The 16,585-nt window shown below is 63.6% G+C and carries 13 protein-coding genes and 1 pseudogene; 8 read left to right on the top strand and 6 right to left on the bottom strand.

The window, feature by feature from the left end; translation table 11 throughout:
* Nucleotides 1-29: 29 nt before the first annotated feature.
* The 4 genes from G5V57_RS08175 (at nucleotide 30) to G5V57_RS08160 (ending at nucleotide 6,339) form a co-directional block, all read left to right on the top strand.
* Nucleotides 30-1,226, top strand: coding sequence for an efflux RND transporter periplasmic adaptor subunit (locus G5V57_RS08175; RefSeq protein WP_165167035.1), 1,197 nt, complete (start codon nucleotides 30-32; stop codon nucleotides 1,224-1,226).
* Nucleotides 1,223-4,297 (top strand): efflux RND transporter permease subunit, encoded by a 3,075-nt coding sequence (locus G5V57_RS08170; protein WP_165167034.1) that lies wholly within the window; start codon nucleotides 1,223-1,225, stop codon nucleotides 4,295-4,297. Before G5V57_RS08175 ends, G5V57_RS08170 begins: the two co-directional genes overlap by 4 nt.
* A gap of 296 nt (nucleotides 4,298-4,593) precedes the next feature.
* Entirely contained in the window at nucleotides 4,594-5,253 is a 660-nt protein-coding gene (locus G5V57_RS08165) for a fumarylacetoacetate hydrolase family protein (protein ID WP_206530228.1), read from the top strand.
* Nucleotides 5,254-6,339 carry an MBL fold metallo-hydrolase gene (locus G5V57_RS08160; RefSeq protein ID WP_165167033.1) on the top strand — a complete coding sequence of 362 codons (1,086 nt, stop codon included), beginning with the start codon at nucleotides 5,254-5,256 and terminating at the stop codon, nucleotides 6,337-6,339.
* Between the two features lie 35 nt (nucleotides 6,340-6,374).
* Here G5V57_RS08160 and G5V57_RS08155 read toward each other — a convergent pair.
* Nucleotides 6,375-7,954 (bottom strand): annotated as a pseudogene (locus G5V57_RS08155) (ABC-F family ATP-binding cassette domain-containing protein).
* Nucleotides 7,955-8,379: 425 nt separating this feature from the next.
* Complete coding sequence (locus G5V57_RS08150; RefSeq protein ID WP_165167032.1) at nucleotides 8,380-9,540, bottom strand: Xaa-Pro peptidase family protein; 1,161 nt, start codon at nucleotides 9,538-9,540, stop codon at nucleotides 8,380-8,382.
* Between the two features lie 76 nt (nucleotides 9,541-9,616).
* Here G5V57_RS08150 and G5V57_RS08145 point away from each other — a divergent pair, with 76 nt between their 5' ends.
* Nucleotides 9,617-9,946, top strand: coding sequence for an L-rhamnose mutarotase (locus G5V57_RS08145; RefSeq protein ID WP_165167031.1), 330 nt, complete (start codon nucleotides 9,617-9,619; stop codon nucleotides 9,944-9,946).
* A 69-nt stretch (nucleotides 9,947-10,015) separates the two neighbouring features.
* Here the strand turns inward: G5V57_RS08145 and G5V57_RS08140 are convergent, their stop codons facing one another.
* Nucleotides 10,016-10,465, bottom strand: coding sequence for an allene oxide cyclase family protein (locus G5V57_RS08140; protein WP_165167030.1), 450 nt, complete (start codon nucleotides 10,463-10,465; stop codon nucleotides 10,016-10,018).
* A 175-nt stretch (nucleotides 10,466-10,640) separates the two neighbouring features.
* Between G5V57_RS08140 and G5V57_RS08135 the strand changes: the two genes are divergently transcribed.
* The 3 genes from G5V57_RS08135 to G5V57_RS08125 all read left to right on the top strand — a co-directional run bounded on the left by G5V57_RS08135 (nucleotide 10,641) and on the right by G5V57_RS08125 (nucleotide 13,824).
* Nucleotides 10,641-11,471 carry an AraC family transcriptional regulator gene (locus G5V57_RS08135; protein ID WP_165167029.1) on the top strand — a complete coding sequence of 277 codons (831 nt, stop codon included), beginning with the start codon at nucleotides 10,641-10,643 and terminating at the stop codon, nucleotides 11,469-11,471.
* Nucleotides 11,472-11,575: 104 nt separating this feature from the next.
* A complete protein-coding gene (locus G5V57_RS08130) occupies nucleotides 11,576-13,336 on the top strand; it encodes a tetratricopeptide repeat protein (RefSeq protein WP_165167028.1) in 1,761 nt (586 codons plus the stop codon).
* Nucleotides 13,333-13,824, top strand: coding sequence for a GNAT family N-acetyltransferase (locus tag G5V57_RS08125; protein ID WP_165167027.1), 492 nt, complete (start codon nucleotides 13,333-13,335; stop codon nucleotides 13,822-13,824). The genes G5V57_RS08130 and G5V57_RS08125 overlap by 4 nt, the downstream gene beginning before the upstream one ends.
* A 113-nt stretch (nucleotides 13,825-13,937) precedes the next feature.
* Here the strand turns inward: G5V57_RS08125 and G5V57_RS08120 are convergent, their stop codons facing one another.
* Genes G5V57_RS08120 through G5V57_RS08110 form a run of 3 tightly spaced genes read right to left on the bottom strand, consistent with a single transcriptional unit; the run spans nucleotide 13,938 to nucleotide 16,538 of the window.
* Nucleotides 13,938-14,429 (bottom strand): hypothetical protein, encoded by a 492-nt coding sequence (locus tag G5V57_RS08120; protein WP_165167026.1) that lies wholly within the window; start codon nucleotides 14,427-14,429, stop codon nucleotides 13,938-13,940.
* Between the two features lie 27 nt (nucleotides 14,430-14,456).
* Nucleotides 14,457-15,104 (bottom strand): hypothetical protein, encoded by a 648-nt coding sequence (locus G5V57_RS08115; protein WP_165167025.1) that lies wholly within the window; start codon nucleotides 15,102-15,104, stop codon nucleotides 14,457-14,459.
* A gap of 54 nt (nucleotides 15,105-15,158) precedes the next feature.
* On the bottom strand, nucleotides 15,159-16,538 hold the full coding sequence (locus G5V57_RS08110) for a hypothetical protein (protein ID WP_165167024.1): 1,380 nt from the start codon (nucleotides 16,536-16,538) through the stop codon (nucleotides 15,159-15,161).
* Between the last annotated feature and the right edge of the window lie 47 nt (nucleotides 16,539-16,585).

Genomic DNA, 16,585 nt, shown 5'->3' with positions numbered 1-16,585 from the left:
CACAGGCCGCTCCTAGGAGCCCGCACATCATGACGACCGACTTGAACATCGCACCGAAGCCAAAACGACGCTGGGGCATGATCCTCGCAAGCGCTCTCGTCGCTTTTCTGCTGTTCGGCGGCGCCCTCGCGCTTCTGGAAAGCCTCGAGCCGGCGCCGTCGCCCGCCAGCACGGCGCCGGCGGACGAGCTGCCGCGCGTCACCATCATGCCGCTCGAGGAGCGCCAGATGGAGCGCAATCTCGCCGTTACCGGCACGCTTTTGCCGCGCGACGAGATCGCGATCGGCACGGCGCTACAGGACCAGCGCATCCGTGAAGTGCTGGTCGAAGAGGGCGATCTGGTTGCCAAAGGTCAGGTGCTGATCCGACTCGAGACGGATATTCTCACGACCAAGCTCAATGATACGCAAGCCCAAGTGGCGCGCGCCGTCGCCGCCGTCGCCGAGAAGGAGGCGCAGCTGGCGGAAGCGGAAGCGAGCTTCCGCCGCACCGAGAAACTGCGCCAATCGGGTGTCGCCAATGTCCAGACCTATGACGAGCGCCGCGCCGCCTATCTCGCTGCCGATCACGCGCTGAAGGCGCTCAAGGCCGAGCTCGCCCAGTCGGAGGCGCAGGTGGCGGAAGCCAAGCTTCAGCTCGAACGCGCCGAGATCAGAGCGCCCGAGGCCGGCATCATCTCGGAGCGCGCAGCGCAGACCGGCGCCATGCCCGGCAGCGAGCCCTTGCTCAAGCTCATCCGTAATGGCGATATCGAGCTCGCGGCGGAAGTGCCCGAAGCCGATCTGCCGCTGGTGAAGCCCGGCCAGTTCGTGGCGGTGCGGCTCACCGGCATGGACCAGATTTTCGAGGGCGAGGTGCGGCTCGTCGCCCCCAAGGTCGATCCGCGCACCAGGCTCGGCATCGTCAAGGTGATGCTGCCCAAGGATCCGGTCATCCGTCCCGGCATTTTCGCCAGAGGCACGCTGCTGCTCGAGCGGCGGCGCGTCGAGGCGATCGCCGACACCGCCATGCTCTATCAGGAGCCGGGCAACAAGCCCTATGTGTTTGTGGTCGACGGCGAGGAGCGCGTGGCGCGCCGCTTCGTCGAGCCGGGCCTCCAGCGCGACGGCTATGTCGAGATCCGCTCCGGCCTGTCAAAGCAAGAGCGCGTGGTGCGCAGCGCCTCGGCCTTCCTGCAGGAGGGCGACAGAATCCAGCCCGTCACGGAGACGGATAAGCCCAAATGATGTCGAATATCTCCGCCTGGGCGATCCGCAGGCCGATCCCGACCATCCTGCTCTTCATCGTGCTCACTTTGATGGGCTGGGCGTCCTTCGCCAAACTGCCGATCAATGCCGATCCGAATGTCTCCTTTCCGATCGTCAATGTCACGGTGACGCGCTCGGGCGCCGCGCCAGCCGAGCTCGAGACCCAGGTCACGCGCAAGATCGAGGGCGCCGTCGCCGGCCTCGCCGGGGTGCGCCACATCACCTCCACGATCGAGGACGGCGTGTCGACCACGACGGTGGAATTCCGCCTGGAAGTCGACACCAACCGCGCCACCAACGATGTGCGCAACGCCGTCGCCAATATCCGCGGCGACCTGCCCGGCGATATCGACGAACCGACGGTGGCCAGGCTCGACATCGAAGGCAGCGCCATCCTCTATTATGTCGTTCAGTCGCCGTCGATGGCGCTGCGCGATCTGTCGTGGTTCGTCGAGGACACGATCGGGCGCGAATTGCTGGCGGTGCCAGGCGTGCAGAAGGCGCAGCGCTTCGGTGGCATCGAGCGCGAGATCAAGGTCGAACTCGATCCGGCCAGGCTCACGGCTTTCGGCATCACGGCGGATCAGGTGAACAGCGAGATCCGCAGCCTCAATGCCAACATGCCGGGCGGACGCGCCGAGCTTAGCGGCCGCGAGCAGTCGGTGCGCACGCTGGGCAGCGCCCTTACCGTCGAGGCCTTCGCCGACACGCAGATCCCTCTGCCCGGCGGACGCTGGGTGAAGCTCGCCACGCTCGGCACCGTCACCGACGGGGCGGCCGAGGAGAGGAGCTTCGCGCGTTATGACGGCCAGAATGTCGTCGGCTTCTCGGTGTCGCGCGCCAAGGGCTCGAGCGACACGACGGTCGCCGATGCGGTGGCCAAGAAGCTCGAGGAGATCGGCCAGCGCTACCCGTCCGTCAAGATCAGCGAGCTCGTCTCCACCGTGGAGTATACGCGGGAAAGCTATGACGCCGCCATGGAAGCGCTGGTCGAAGGCGCGTTCCTCACCGTGCTGGTGGTGTTCCTGTTCCTGCGCGATTGGCGCGCCACGCTCATCGCCGCGCTGGCCATGCCGCTCTCCATGCTGCCGACCTTCGTCGCCATGGACATGCTGGGCTTCACCCTCAACAGCATATCGCTTCTGGCGCTGACGCTGGTCATCGGCATTCTCGTCGACGACGCCATCGTCGAGATCGAGAATATCGACCGCCACATCCATATGGGCAAGCGGCCCTATCTCGCCTCGATCGAGGCGGCGGACGCGATCGGCCTCGCGGTGGTGGCGACGACCTTCACCATCGTCGCGGTGTTCACGCCGGTGAGCTTCATCGGCGGCATCATCGGCCAGTATTTCAAGCAGTTCGGCATCACCGTCGCGGTCGCGGTGTTGGCGTCGCTGCTCGTCGCGCGCCTTCTGACGCCCTTGATGGCGGCCTATCTGCTCAAGCCGAAGGCCTCGCCCACGCATCAGGACGGCACCAAGCCGTCGCGCCTCAAATCCGGCTATCTCCGCCTGCTTGGCTGGACGCTCGACCATAAGCTCACTTCCATCGCCACCGCGATCGCCATCTTCATCGGCTCGATGTTCCTCACCCAGCTTCTGCCCTCGGGCTTTCTGCCGGTGAGCGACAGCAATCTCTCGACCATCAAGTTCGAGCTGGCGCCCGGCGCGCGCCTCGCCGATACCGACAGGGTGGCGCTCGATCTCGTCGCCAAATTGCGCGAGCGGCCCGAGGTCGCCCATGTGCTGGCGACGTCGAGCGAAGTGCGCAAGGCCGAGCTGCTGGTGGTGCTGAAGCCGCGCGCCGAGCGCGATATCACGCGCCAGCAATTCGAGGTCGCGGTCAGGCCGCTATTGCAGGCCGTTCCCGACATCCGCTTCACGTTCCAGAGCGACGGCGGCGGCGGGCGCAATGTGTCGGTCGTGCTGGCGGGCGATGATCCGGCGAAGCTCACGCAGGCCGCGCATGATCTCGTCGCCGGCATGAAGGGCCTTCCGCAAGTGGCCAATGTCGCATCGACCTTGCCCTTGCCGCAGCCCGAATTGCTGATCCGGCCGCGCTTCGACGAAGCGGCGCAGCTCGGCGTCTCGATCGAGGCGATCGGCACGGCGCTGCGCATCGCCACGATCGGCGCCACCGACACGGGCTCGGCCAAGTTCAATCTCGGCGACCGCCAGGTGCCGATCCGCGTCGCGCTGGCGCGCGAGGCCCGCGCCGATCTCGACGCGATACGCTCCTTGCGCGTCACCACCGCGGCGGGCGACGCCGTGCCGTTGAGCTCGGTCGCCGATATCGGCTTCGGCACTGGCGAGGCGGCGATCGAACGCTTCGACCGCAAGAGGCGCGTCAATGTCGAGGCCGATCTCAACAATGCGACGATCGGCGAGGCGCTGGCAGCCATCGCCGAGTTGCCGGCCATGAAGAAGCTGCCGCAGGGCGTGGAAGAGGTGAAATACGGCGAGGCCGAGTTCATGCAGGAGATGTTCATGAGCTTCGCCCTCGCCATGGCGACGGGCATCATGATGGTCTTCGTGGTGCTGATCCTGCTGTTCAAAGACTTCCTGCAGCCGATCACCATTCTGATGGCGCTGCCTCTGGCGATCGGCGGCGCCATGGTGGGGCTCCTGCTCTATGGCGCGGCCTTCGATCTCTCAGCGATCATCGGCCTTCTGATGCTGATGGGCATCGTGACCAAGAACTCGATCCTGCTCGTCGATTTCGCCATCGACGGCATGGAAAGAGGCATGAGCCGGCGCGACGCGCTGCTCGCGGCGGGTGCGACGCGGGCGAGGCCCATCATCATGACGACGCTCGCCATGATCGCCGGCATGCTGCCGGCGGTGCTGGGCTTGGGCGCCGGCGCCTCGTTCCGCGGTCCGATGGCGGTGGCGGTGATCGGCGGTCTCGTGACCTCGACACTGCTCAGCCTCGTCTTTGTGCCGGTGGTCTTCGTCTATATGGACATGCTGCGCCAATGGCTCGGCCGGAAGCTGTCGCGGCTTACCTCGGTGACGGAAGAGGACCGCAAGGCGGGGGCGGTGGGGTAGACTCATACCCTCGCCCCCTGCGGGGGAGAGGGGATACCACAGCTTGAGCTTTCGTGCCGCCAAGGGCATCGTGAGATGAAAAGCGGAGGCGTGGTGAGGATACGTCGTGAAATCGGGCCGAGGGGCAGCGTCCTTGAGATCGAGAAGGACGGCATCTGGACGGCGCTCAGTGAAAGCGAGGCCGAAGCGACGGATCTCGCCTGGCTCATCGCCTTGCCGCCGCCCTCCGCGCATGGTTCTCATATTCTGCCCTTCCAGGCGCGCTCCTTCCGCGATGTGCTGCTCTACGAAGATCATTGGATACAATCCTCGCGCGGCTATGTCCGGCAGTTCATGCCTGCAGCCTTACCGGCGCGATCTTTCCCGCCTTCCGGCCGCCGAAGCTGCTCGACCGGCAGCCCCTCTATTATTTCGGCAATCACCTCACCATCGTGCCGAGCGGCACGCCGGTGAAGATACCTTCCTACAGCACGGCGCTGGATTATGAGCTCGAGCTCGGCTGGGTTCTGTCCAAGCCCTTGTTCAACGCCACGCCTGATCAGGCGCTCGACGCCGTCGGCGGCTTTGTCGTCGTCAACGACTTCTCCGCCCGCGACGTGCAGCACGCCGAGATGCATTCGGGCTTCGGGCCTCAGAAGAGCAAGCATTTCCTGAGCTCCATGTCGGCGACGATGGTGTGTCCCGACCGGATCCTGCCCCGGGTCGACGCGCTCAAGGCTTCCGTCGAGATCAACGGCAAGCTCGTCGCTCAGCCGGTCTCCGCCGGCATGCGCTATTCTATCGGCGAGGTGCTGGCGCATCTGTCGCGCGATGAACAGCTGCATCCGGGCGAGCTGATCGCCAGCGGCACGCTTCCCGGCGGCTCAGGTCTCGAGGCGGGCCGCCTCCTCAGCAGCGGCGATGACCTGCGCCTCGTCATCGAGGAGGTGGGCGAGATCGTCCACCACATCCTGTAGATGCCGACGGCGCGCTGGCTCAACGGTCCCGACCGGAATGTCACGTGCTTTGGCGAGACGGCGAAATACCGCGAAGGCCTTTATCGTCTTACGTCAAAGACCTATGCCTGGATGGTGCCGAACGGGGCCTGGGGCGAAACAAATTTCGGTCTCATCGACTGCGGCGGCAGGAGCGTGGTGATCGACACCGGGTGGGATCTCCACTGCGCCCGCGCGTTTCTCGGCGGCGCGGCCGAGATCCTGGCGCGCTCGCCGGTCCACAGCGTGATCAATACCCACGCCGATGGCGATCATTGCTGGGGCAACCAGCTCTTCGGCGATGTGCCGATCATCGCGACCCATGCCTGCATCGGTCACATGCATCATATCGAGCCCGGGTCGATGCGACTGCTGGGCAGGGCCGCGCAGGTGATGAAGCGCGTGCCGGTCGCCGGCATCGACATTCTCGGCCATTATGCGAGCGCGATGGTCGCTCCTTATGATTTCAGCGGCATACGTCTCGTCACGCCAAATCAGGGTTTTTCCGGCGAGACGACGATAACGATCAACGGCATCGAGATCATCCTCATGGAAGTGGGGCCGGCGCATACGCCGGGCGACGCGATGATCCATGTGCCTTCCGAGAAAGTGCTCTATGCTGGCGACATCGTGTTCACCGGATGCACGCCGGTGGTCTGGGCGGGGCCGGTCGCCCGCATCGTCGCGGCCTTGCGCAAGGTGCTGGCGCTCGATGCCGACTTCATCGTCGCCGGCCATGGGCCCCTGGCGACGCGTGCCGATGTCGAGCTGCAGATTGCCTATTGGGAGCATATCCAGAATGAGCTGCATCGCCGCCGCGCGCAGAGCATGTCCGCCGTCGAGGCGGCCAGCGATCTGGTGCTCAGCGCGCAGTTCCAGGCGACACCTTTCGCGACGTGGGATTCGCCCGAGCGGCTCTTGCGCAACGCACAGGCGCTCTACGAGGAATGGGGTGAGCGGCCGAGCCTCCTGCCGGAGAAGCTCGCCCGGCTCAATACGCTGCGCCAGCAAGGCCGGCTCGCCATGAAGCTGCCCGAAGCGACGCCGCGGGTGATGCACCAGCGGTGAAGAATGGTTTCCCGCCCGATTGATGTTCCAGAATCTCACAGGCCTGACTGCGTTTCCAGATCCAGCCGCCGCGTGATGCCGATCGCGGCGAGGAAGGCCTCGTCATGGCTGATCACCAGGAGCGCGCCGTCATAGGCGTCCAGTCCCGCCTCGACCGCCGCGATCGACTCGAGATCGAGATGGTTGGTCGGCTCATCCAGGATCAGGAGGGAAGGCGGCGCGCGCCCGCCGAGCACGCAGGCGAGGCCGGTACGCAGCATCTGTCCGCCGCTCAAGGTTCGAACATCTTGCAGCGCCGCATCGGCCCTGAACATGAAGCGGGCGAGAGCGGCGCGGCAGGCATTTTCATCGGCTTCCGGATTGAGGCGGCGGAAGTTGTCGCGGATCGTCCCCTTGGGATCGAGCAGCCGTACTTGCTGGTCCAGCATCGCGACCCGGCTCATGACCGCGACGCTTCCGGCCCAGGGCCGCAGCTTGCCGGTGATCAGCGCCAGCAGGGTCGTCTTGCCGGAGCCATTGGGACCGGTGATGGCAATGCGTTCAGGCCCGGTGATGGCGAAAGTGACATCGCGCAGGATGGGACGTTCCGGCGCATAACCGGCGGTGACGGCGTCCAGGCGCAGCACGGTGCGGCTCGCCGGCAGGCTGGTCGATGGCAGCGTCACCGACAGGGGTTGCAGAATCTCGATGCGCCGGCGGGCTTCCGCGGCGGCGGCTGCTTCGGCGCGGCGGTCCTCGGCGAGGCGCTTGAGGGCGGCGCCGGTATTCTCGCTGCGTTGCTTGAGCCCGCCCAGAACGATACGCGGCATGTCGCTCCGCGTGGCTTTCCGACGGCCGGCGCTGTCCTTGCGCATTTTGCGCTCGGCAGCGGTTTGCGCCTTGCGGTCCAGTTCGGCGACACGCTTCTCGGCGGGCGCGCCGCCGCCAGCTCCAGCGCCTTGTGCTCGCGCCAGGCGCTCCAATTGCCGCCATACCGTGTCGCGCCGAGCGAGGTCAGCTCGACGATGGCGTGCATGTGATCGAGCAATTCACGGTCATGGCTGATGACGATGGCGCCGGCGCGCCATTGGCCGAGGAGATCGATCACGGCGCGGCGGCCGGCACGGTCGAGATTGTTGGTGGGTTCGTCGAGCAGCAGAAAGTCGGGCTCGGCGAAGACCAGCGCGGCAAGGGCGGCCCGCGTGCGCTGGCCGCCGGAAAGCGCATCGAGGGGCGTCGTGGGTTCGGCCGCGAGCCCGACGCGCATCAGCGCCTGGGCAAGCCGCGCCGTGAGCGTCCAGTCGGCATCGGCCAGTTCCTCGGCCGTAGCCTTGCCGGCCTCGGCGCGGTGCAGCAGCGCCAGCCGGTCGGCGATGCCGAAAAGCTCGGCGACCGTTTCGCCGGGGCGCAACTGGACGGCCTGGTTGAGGATGCCGAGGCGGCCATTGACGAGGAGCGCGCCGGATTGCGGCGCAAGTTCGCCGGCGATCAGCTTGAGCAGCGTGGTCTTGCCCACGCCATTACGGCCGACGAGCCCGGTCAGTTCAGGCGCGAAACTCAGATGGAGATTGGTGAGAAGCGGGTGGCCGTCAGACGGTGAGTAGGACAGGCCGGAGAGGACGATCGAGGCAGACATGACGAATTTCCCTGATGGCAAGGCGGACAAGCATTGCGGTCAGGTTGAAATCCATTGCTGCGGATATCCTCGTGAAGTTGACGGACGGCACCTATTTAGGAAGACGGCGCCGCGCGATCAAGTGTCTTCCGTCATCCCGGCGTAAACCGCTGGCGTATTCACACATCTGATGACCGGCCTGCCGCTTTACCCTCGCCCTGCAAGCGAAGCGCAGCGGGGAGAGGGAAGGGGCCCGACGCGTAGCGGCGGGAAGGGTGAGGGGCACGGCCACCGACGCAGTGAGGGCGTACTTGTTGCGAGAGCGTTCAGTTGTCTGAGGTCGAACTCAATCTCGCAAAGGCCCCTCACCCTCCCATTGCTCCGCAATGGGCCCCTCCCTCTCCCCGCTAAAGCGGGGCGAGGGTTAGGGCGACGACTTGGGGAGGTCAGATCTTCCCGCGATTCCAGCCGCGGCCGGCATCGCCATAGGGCTCATAGCCGTTCTTCGTCACCGCCACCGTGTCCTCGAGCTTCACATAACCGCGCTTCGGATGGGGCAGGGTCGTCTCGATCGAGATGACCATGCCTTCCTCGAGTGGCAGGCCTTCGTCATAGGCGGGATAGGGCACGGGACCCGAGCCGGTAAGTCGCGGCGCCTCATGGGCGATCATGCCCATGCCATGGGCACAGAAATGCATGATGTCACGATGCGGCGCCGTTCTGAACGCCTTGTCGGCCTCGACATAGATGTCGCCGCCGCGCGCACCCGCCTTGATCGGCTTCCGCGCCGCCTGCTGGACCATGTCGACCTCGGCCAAGAGGTCCTTCAGCTCCTGGTCGGGCTCGCCCAGCAAGGCCATGCGGCAGAGATCGCCGATATAGCCTTTATAATTGCCACCCGAATCGAGAGAGAGCACTTCGCCTTTGTTCCAGGTGTCGGGCGAAGGCGAGCGGTTGTGGCTCGATCCCACAGTGATCAGGCAATATTCGAAAGTGAGGCCGCGTTTGATCTCCTCGAGACGCAGCGCCTCGTTCATCTCGCGCTTGGTCGCGCCCGGCCCGTGGCTCTCCATCACCGCCAGCATGGAGGCGACGACGCCCTCCGACGCGTTCTTCACCAGCGCGAGCTCTTCCGGCATCTTCACCGCGCGCAGCCTTTCGAGCGGCAGGAGCGCATCAACGATCTCGCAATTGGCCATCGCCTCGCGCAGCGCACCAAAAGCGTCGGCGGGGAGGAAGCTCATCTCGACGCCGATGGTGCGGATCGGACCGAGTTTCTTGAGATGTGCCGCGGCCAAGGCGATCACATCGCGGGTGCCCCAGGACTTCGTCTCTACGGTCGCCGGCCAGAACTTATCGAGCTGGCGCTCATAGGTCTCGAGCCCGTTGCCGAAATAAGCGGCCTGGTCGGGCCGGCCCTTGCGATAGATCAGCACCGGCAAATAACGGCTCACCCCGATCGCATCCATGAAATCGAAGAAGAAGAAGCGGTAGCCGCCGAGCAAATACTGGATGTTGTGCTTGGAGGTGACGACGAGCACGTCGATCCCAGCTTCGTCCAGCAACCGGTCGAGCTTCGCCTGATCGAAAGGAACCGGTTTCGCCATCTGATTTCTCTCCCTGGGCGCCGTTCTCGCTATTTATGTTAGAATAGACGGAACGGCATCGGAAAGGAAACAGTGAATGCGCAGAATGGGTCTCGTCATCGGCCTCAAGCCCGAGGTCATCCCGGAATACAAGAAAATCCATGCCGAGGTCTGGCCCGATATCCTGGCGCTGATCAGCCGCTGCAATATCCGCAATTACACCATCTTCCTGCGCGAGCCGGAGAATCTGCTGTTCGCGACCTGGGAATATCACGGCGCGGATTTCGAGGCCGACATGGCGCTGATGCGCGCCGATCCGCGCATGCAGGACTGGTGGCGCATCACCGACCCGATGCAGGTGCCGCTCTCGTCGCGCCGGAGGAACGAATGGTGGGCGCCGATGGAGGAGGTCTTCCATCACGATTGAGCGGAGCCATGGAGCTACCCAACTCAGTGCCCCTCTCCCGCAGACGGGAGAAGGGGACTGAGCGCGGCCCTACTTGTTCAAAGTATATTTGAAATCATAGGCGCTGCCCTTGTCGTCCCTGGCATGGAGCGCCATCTCGCCGCTGACGTCTGAATATTTGCCGGTCCCGCCGGTCACCGCCAGCACCGAATCGCCGGCATCGAGGAAAGGACCCTCGACGGTGATCTGGCCGTCGGTGAGGGACACGGTCCAGAAGCACTCCCATGACTTCCCGGCCACGACCCTGACGCACCAGCCATTGTCGCTGCCGACCTTATGGGCGTCCTGCCCGTCGAAGATGTCATTGGCGAATGTGAGAATGTCGCCGGCACTGTCGCCCGACGCCCCGATATCGACGACGGCATCGGTCGTCGCATGCTCGACGAGATCGATCTTGGTCGTGTCCTGCGCTTGCAGCGGAGTCGTGAGCGCGGCGATGAAGATGAGTGAAAGCGGCACGGCGAAAGAGCTGAGTGGCATGTCGTCCTCCCTTGTCGATGGGTTTGACCGGATTCTGCCTGTGCCCCGCGCCAGCCAGATTAACACCCAAGCCGGCAGCGACAAACAATCTCCAACAGGGCTCGAATTGCGCAATTATGATCAAATCACCGGGGTCTCATCGGCCTATGGACTGCGGTGCTGCATGAGGAATGCCATGAATCCCGCCGAGAGAGCGCTCTGGTTCGTCGAAAGTCACTTCGCGGGAGAGATTTCTCTCGACGAGGTCGCGGCGAGCGCCGGCGTCTCGCGCTACCATCTGACGCGTGCCTTCGCGGCGGCCACCGGCATGCCGGTGATGGCCTATGCGAAGGCGCGCCGCCTGAGCGAGGCCGCCAAGGAACTGGCCCAGGGCGCGCCAGACATACTCACGGTCGCGCTCGAGGCGGGATATGGCTCCCATGAGGCTTTCACCCGGGCCTTCCGCGACCAGTTCGGCATCACGCCGGAGCAACTGCGCCAGGGCCGCATTCTCGACATCATACCGATTGTGGAGCCGATCCCCATGGACGACAAACCAAACACCCTCGCGACGCCGCGCATCGAAACCGGCAGGACCTTGCTCATCGCGGGCTTGAGCGAACGCTATACATATGCGACGAGCGCCGCCATCCCGTCACAGTGGCAACGCTTCCACCGCCATATCGGCCATGTGGCGGGCCAGATCGGCCATGTCGCTTACGGCGTCTTCCACAATACCGACGACAGCGGCCATATGGACTATATGACCGGCGTCGAAGTCGCCGACTTCTCCGACCTGCCGAAGGATTTCGCGCGGCTGCGTATCCCGCAGCATCTCTATGCGATCTTTCGGCATGAGGGGCATGTATCCGGCATCAGAGGCACGATGAACGCGATCTGGAACGGCTGGTTGCCGCAGTCGGGCCATGAGGCGGCCGACGCGCCGGGGCTCGAGCGCTATGACGAAGCGTTCAATCCGGATACCGGTCTCGGCGGCTTCGAGATATGGATTCCGATCAGACGGTAGATCCACGTTTGCCGGGGAGTAGCTTTTAGGCGACAAGATGCCAGGGCTTGTTGGCGTGTCGGTTCCGGGTGTATTTACATTTCCGGGGCGCGTCGGGACGCAATATGGTTACTCCAGGCACGCATGGCAAGCCGATCCAGGCAATCCTTTTCGCGGATATCCACAATTACAGCCGATTAATGAAGAAGGACGAGGTCCAGACCCTGCAACGGGTCGACCGCGCCGTGCGGCTCATCAAGTCACTCGCCCGCGACTATGGCGGCGATATCAAGAATATTGCCGGCGACGGCGTGCTGGCGCTCTTCCAATCGGCACAGCAGTCGGTGAAATTCGCCGTCGAGATGCAAAGGGAGTTTCAGACCGATGCCGTATGGAATTCCAAGAACGACCCGATCGCGTTTCGCATCGGGATCAATGTCGGTGAGGCCTACGACACCGAGACCGGAATCCAGGGTCACAGCGTCAACGTAGCCGCAAGGCTGCAGTCCCTGGCGACGCCCGGCGGCATCTGCGTCACCGACGCGGTGCGGCGCGAGGTGAGGGATGTCGAGGGGCTGCATCTGAAGTCGCTGGGGGCGCCGAGGCTCAAGAACATCGACGAGACGATCGAGATCTACAGCCTGACCGGCGGCGAAGATTTCCATGCCGCCGCGCATGGAGAGATCGTACGACGCGAAATGACGGGAGCGATCGCGTCGGAAAGCTCGATCGCCGTCCTGCCCCTCGACAATCTCACCGGCGATCCGGTCCTTTCTCATGTCTGCGACGGGCTTACCGGCGACATCATCGCCAATCTGACACGCTTTCGCGATATGCATGTCATCGCGCAGCGCTCATCATCGGTCTTTCGCGACCATGGCACGTCGCCGGCTCAGATCGCCCGGATGCTGGGCGTGCGCTATCTCGTCGATGGCGGCTTCCAGATGGCGCTCCACCGGATCCGGCTGCAGGTCCGCCTCATGGACGCGCGCACCGAGCGGTCGCTGTGGTCGGAGCGCTTCGACGGCGACCTCAAGGACATATTCGCCTTCCAGGACGAGGTGACGGCGGTCATCGCGGCAAGGCTCTCGATCGAGGTGGACGCCGCCGAGCAGCGCAAGCTTTCCTCGGCGCCACCGCGCGAGCTCGAGGCTTACGGCCTGATCCTCAGGGGCAGGGACCTCTTCCTGCGCCGGACGCGGGAAGCCAATCTGCATGCGCGACGACTGTTCGAGAATGCGCGGGAAATCGATCCGAGCTATCCGCGCAGCTATGCCGGCATATCCCGCACCCTCAACGACGCCTGGCGGTTCAACTGGGCCGATCCGCCGGAGCCGGCCCTCGATGAAGCGGTCCGTCAGGCGGAGATCGCGGTGTCGCTCGATCCGACCGATGCCCGCGGCCATGCGGCGCTCGGCAGCGCCAGTCTCTACAAGAGACGCTATGACGAGTCGCTTGCCGCCTTTGAGCGGGCGATCGAATACAATCCAAATGACGCCGACGTGCTGGCGGAGATGGGGCACTCGGTCTGCGTGAATGGCGACACGGAACGGGCGATCACTTTGATCAAGCGCGCCATGCGGCTCAATCCCTATTATCCCGACTGGTATCTGTGGCACCTGGGCGAAGCGCATTTCGACAATAGCGACTACAGGCTGGCGATCCATACGCTGAACCAGATGTATGACAAGACCGAAGCCTATCGCATGCTGACGGCAAGCCACGCCTTGCTGGGCGAGATGGACGAGGCGCGCGCCTCCGCCAGGCAACTGCTCATCACCCATCCCGAATTCACTCTCAGGCACTGGACCAATGTGCCACCCGACCGCAATTCCGAGCCACGCGACCGGCTGATCGAAGGGCTGAAGAAAGCCGGCGTCAAATGAGCCAGCGCAGCGAAAGGGGGCACCAGAAGGCAAGCCGGGCGAAGAAGCAGATGCCGGGCTTCGCGCTTCGCCCGGCCACGCCCGCGGATTTCCGCTTCGCCAAGGCGCTCTATATGTCGTCGATGCAGCCCTTGCTGACGGCGCTCGGCGCCTGGGACGAGGCCAAGGCGGACGCCAGCTTCCGCGACTATTTCAAGTCGGAAGAGGTGCGGGTGATCATCCTCGACGGCGCCGATATCGGATGGATCCAGGTGTCGGAAGGCGACAACGAACTCCATCTCGACCAACTGCATCTGATCGAGTCCCTGCGCAATCTGGGCATCGGCACAAGCCTCATCCGGCAGTTGCAGGGAGAAGCGCGCAAGAAGGACAGGCCGCTCAGGCTCTCATTCGTGCGCGGCAACCGCGCGGCAGCTCTCTATGAGAGACTAGGCTTCAGGCATGTCGGCAGCGACGTGACCAAGATCCACATGCAATGGCACGCGTGATAGTGCGCCACGCGTTCCGATGAATTCGCCGCTCTGTTATGTGCATCGGATAATCCGAAAACCGCTTCGCATATTCGGGTCAAGCCCGATCACAAGCTTTTCGGTCTGATGCTCTATCTTTCTTCGGGAACCGGCGGAGAATTGAGCTTGAAGGCGACGTTCGCTTTCTCGACGGTGCATTCCTCGTGGTCCCAATATTGCCTCACCGTAAAGAATTTGGCGCCCGGATAGGCCGTGTAGTCGATGTATACGCGCATATGAAGTTCGTTGAACTGCGTTACCCTGATCGACCCATCGATGACTTTGAAGCGGTCCTCGTCCTCTTCCTCAAATGTTTCCTTGTTCTGGTCGTCCTTGACCTTTCTGAATATCCGCACCTCCGTTTGGATCGAGGGGGAAGTGTCAAAGGCACCAAAGAGCACCAGCGGTTGCACAATGCTGTCGTCCTCGTCCGTTGGAATGAAGTACGACGGCGGCTCGGCATAGGAGACTGCCAAGTGGCATTCCTGCGACATGGATGCGGCCTCGGTTGCGGAGGCCTTTTGCGCCTTCGCCTTCAGCGGCGGGGCCTTCTTCGGCTTGGAAGCTTTCTTTGCGCTCTTCATCGTCGGTCACCCCGTGCCAGATTTGCGTCAGTCGTTGCCGCCCCCATAGGCCTTGCCGCCACTATAGGCCTTGCCACCGCTATAGGCTTTGCCGCCGCTATAGGCTTTGCCACCGCTATAGGCCTTGCCGCCACTATAGGCCTTGCCGCCGCTGTACTGCATCTGGCCGGCGGCATCGATCTCGGCTTGCAGAAGAATTTGCTCGAATGGCCCCGATTCGGGATCGAGCCGAATTGAGAAATCGGCTTTGTCATAGACCCAGACTCGAATGTCGTCGGCAAAGGACCAGTCCTTGCCAGCCGTGGCTATTCTGTCGACCTTCCCCGGGGCCCGCGAATAGCGAAGCTGATCCTTGTCCGTGCCCGGGACCGGGCCCTCCGCCAGCGTTCCTTTGCCATGGACGAGGAATATCTGGGGCCGGGCGAGATCATAGATGTTGCCCTCATAGCCGTAGCAATAAATCCTCGCGAATCTCGGCCGCTGTTCAGGATTACCGCCCTGAAGGGCAGAAAGCTGGTTTATGAGAAAATTATTGCCGCTGAGCCTGGGCGGCGGCTTGCCATCATCATCGTTCGGAGGCACGCCGTCATTGGGCTTGGAAAAGTTCAGAATCAAATCTTCCATCTCGCGCCCGAACAGATGGATCATTGTTGCGCTCAGAAGTGTTTCGGCCATTTCGCCACCTCAACCCAAGCCGTCACATTTACTTACACTACGTAAAGTTGATTGTCACGCCTTCATGTCGCCTAAAGGCCACGCGCCAGCGCCAAGCGCAGCCGGTAGGGCGTTCCATGGGAGCATGGGCGGGGGGCGCGACAAAGGCATCTCGGTGCGCGGTGAGAAAGCGTGGCTATCCTCGGCCGGAAGCTCAATGCGGGGGCCTACACGCACCGCTCCAATGCCGCGCCGCCGCATGTCAACCTCGATCACATCCCGGTAGCGGCCCTGGGTGAGCATCGCGTCCGTATCCAGAAAAGCGCGGAAAACATCATCGTAGTCCAGCCGCTCAGGCGAAATCCGCCGCCAGGTGAAAGCCAGTGCCGAGCCCATGTAATCGCGCGCCTCAGCCATGGCCCGGGCAAAGCCATCGGGTGCCGCGGCGTAGGCCTTGTCGAAGAAGGGCTGGATTACCCTGTTGTAGTCGGGCTCGCCTTCCAACCGGTCGGACAGCTCGTCGAGATCCCACGGTATCAGGCCCAGCTCCACCAGATTGCGGTGAAACACATCCACCCAGATGTCGAAGAAGGCGCCCGTCAAAGGCTCGGACAGGTTGTGCTCATCGCGCCAGCCACGGGTGAAATCGTACAGAGTGCGCTGGTTGGAGGCGAGCCGCAGTTGTCCGGAGTCCGAAATCTCGCCAAAGCGATTGAGGCGATTGTGGGTGTAGAGATTGCCGCGGCTCGTTTCCATGAGCCCCAAAAGCGCCGTTTCGAAATGCATCAGCGAAATGAGTGACACCATGTCGGCGGCCGATTCATGAAAACCGAAATATTCGCCGTCGAGGCCGCTCGTATCGGGAAGCCCGACCTCGCCGTAGACGATCAGATGGCCGACCTCGTGGGCGATGACGTCGAAGCTCAGGCCGAAATCGATGGGCACGCCCGGGCCTTTTTCATACGAGCCGATCTCGAGCGACCCATAGCCGGCATAGGCATTGTCGAGACCACGCAGAAAGAGGATCTCGAGACGGTCATATTCCTCGCCGAAATGCCAGCCGATCTGACGGCCGAAGTAATTCTCCCAGACATCGAGGGCAAAGCGGACGGTGCCATAGGCATGCGCCTGCTCGAATTGCCGTGTGCCGAAATCCAGGTGATCGAAATGTCCGTCGGGATCGGGCTCGGCCGGGTTTTCGGCCGGCCCCTTCCAGGGCGGCTTGAAGTGGATGACGCCGCCATCGCGGGCGGGGTAGAAGCCGTAGGGGCGCTGCTTGCCGATCGGATCGATCACATACATGCGGGCGTCCATCGGCCCGGCCAGCACGCTTCCGGCGCGCGGCGAAACCCAAACCGTCTCGGGCTCTCCTTGCTCGTCGAGGCTGGGAAGCTCGGGGAACAGGCGGAATCTCGTGCCGCCCGCGCGAAACGATGAACCAAGGCCATAAGGCATCGGCATCTCCCTCCAGCCGGGCCAGTCTACGCATTCGCGCGCCAGTG

This window comes from Nordella sp. HKS 07 (assembly GCF_011046735.1).
Taxonomy (GTDB): domain Bacteria; phylum Pseudomonadota; class Alphaproteobacteria; order Rhizobiales; family Aestuariivirgaceae; genus Taklimakanibacter.
Note: the sequence above shows the minus strand (reverse complement) of the source record. Positions and strands in the feature narration are given on the sequence as shown.

What these genes read in the sequence shown, in the direction of transcription:
- G5V57_RS08175 (WP_165167035.1), top strand. Translation starts at nt 30, where the DNA reads ATGACGACCGACTTGAACATCGCACCGAAGCCAAAACGACGCTGGGGC.
- G5V57_RS08170 (WP_165167034.1), top strand. Translation starts at nt 1,223, where the DNA reads ATGATGTCGAATATCTCCGCCTGGGCGATCCGCAGGCCGATCCCGACC.
- G5V57_RS08160 (WP_165167033.1), top strand. Translation starts at nt 5,254, where the DNA reads ATGCCGACGGCGCGCTGGCTCAACGGTCCCGACCGGAATGTCACGTGC.
- G5V57_RS08150 (WP_165167032.1), bottom strand. Translation starts at nt 9,540, where the DNA reads ATGGCGAAACCGGTTCCTTTCGATCAGGCGAAGCTCGACCGGTTGCTG.
- G5V57_RS08145 (WP_165167031.1), top strand. Translation starts at nt 9,617, where the DNA reads ATGCGCAGAATGGGTCTCGTCATCGGCCTCAAGCCCGAGGTCATCCCG.
- G5V57_RS08140 (WP_165167030.1), bottom strand. Translation starts at nt 10,465, where the DNA reads ATGCCACTCAGCTCTTTCGCCGTGCCGCTTTCACTCATCTTCATCGCC.
- G5V57_RS08135 (WP_165167029.1), top strand. Translation starts at nt 10,641, where the DNA reads ATGAATCCCGCCGAGAGAGCGCTCTGGTTCGTCGAAAGTCACTTCGCG.
- G5V57_RS08130 (WP_165167028.1), top strand. Translation starts at nt 11,576, where the DNA reads ATGGTTACTCCAGGCACGCATGGCAAGCCGATCCAGGCAATCCTTTTC.
- G5V57_RS08125 (WP_165167027.1), top strand. Translation starts at nt 13,333, where the DNA reads ATGAGCCAGCGCAGCGAAAGGGGGCACCAGAAGGCAAGCCGGGCGAAG.
- G5V57_RS08120 (WP_165167026.1), bottom strand. Translation starts at nt 14,429, where the DNA reads ATGAAGAGCGCAAAGAAAGCTTCCAAGCCGAAGAAGGCCCCGCCGCTG.
- G5V57_RS08115 (WP_165167025.1), bottom strand. Translation starts at nt 15,104, where the DNA reads ATGGCCGAAACACTTCTGAGCGCAACAATGATCCATCTGTTCGGGCGC.
- G5V57_RS08110 (WP_165167024.1), bottom strand. Translation starts at nt 16,538, where the DNA reads ATGCCTTATGGCCTTGGTTCATCGTTTCGCGCGGGCGGCACGAGATTC.